Annotated in this window: 1 protein-coding gene; it reads left to right on the forward strand. The window is 64.2% G+C overall.

Annotated elements, in window-relative coordinates; genetic code table 11:
* Positions 1 to 2 precede the first annotated feature (2 nt).
* Positions 3 to 116, forward strand: coding sequence for an ATP-binding protein (locus tag PSD17_RS25985; RefSeq protein ID WP_339124974.1), 114 nt, complete (start codon positions 3 to 5; stop codon positions 114 to 116).
* Positions 117 to 855 lie beyond the last annotated feature (739 nt).

Here is an 855-nt window from a genome sequence, read left to right on the forward strand (position 1 = left end):
CCATGATCGACCGCCTCGTCCACCACGCCGAGGTCCTCACCCTCACCGGCGACTCCTACCGCACCCGCCAACGCCGCGAGCTCCTCGCCAAACAGAACCGCGCCGACCGAGACTGACAACCATCCGAGGGGTCAAGATTCAGAGTCCCCAGAGAGGTCAATTTTCAAGATCCGTTGACACGGCGCGGCCTCGTCGGGAGCAGCGGCTCCACCACCGCCCACAGCTCGTCGCTCACCAATCGCTCGACACAAGATCGTCTCGACATCGCCGAGCATGATCAGCTACCAGCGCGACTCCACATAGGATTAACACGCCGACTTCTGAAACGACGTCTTATCGCCCGCGGCTTCAGGTTGCCCTCGATCCGCGTCCACCGGGTGGGGGGATGTACCCGATACAGCATCGACGCCTCGCCGGCGAACCCGTCCCGGCCGTGTTCGTCCTCGTAGGTTCCCTCCGGCCACCCGGTGCGTCCCTGCTTCGACGTGGTGCCCTTGGCGTGCCGAATGATCATCGCGATGCACTTCCCTCCGCACGTGAGGCCCATCGCAAGCCGTCCGCCGCTCGTCGCCTGCGAACGCTGATGCGGACCGACTGACATCTGGACCGGGCTTGCATCCGCCACGACGGGCGATAATCGCTCAGCGTGGGCGTATTTCGCACTACAGACTATGGCATGGATCACTGCTGATGTCTATGGATCAATGCACTCCCGCCTCAGGGCCGCACTTGCGGCCGTCGGCGGCATGCGGATCCGTAGACCGGCCCTGGCGCAACCAAGGCAGGGAGAGGGCTAGTGCCTCGTCAGGCAACGTTCGGTAGGTAATCGGGCCTGCGGATCCTGGACTCGGGAGC

The organism is Pseudonocardia sp. D17 (assembly GCF_036984265.1).
Classification (GTDB): domain Bacteria; phylum Actinomycetota; class Actinomycetes; order Mycobacteriales; family Pseudonocardiaceae; genus Pseudonocardia; species Pseudonocardia benzenivorans.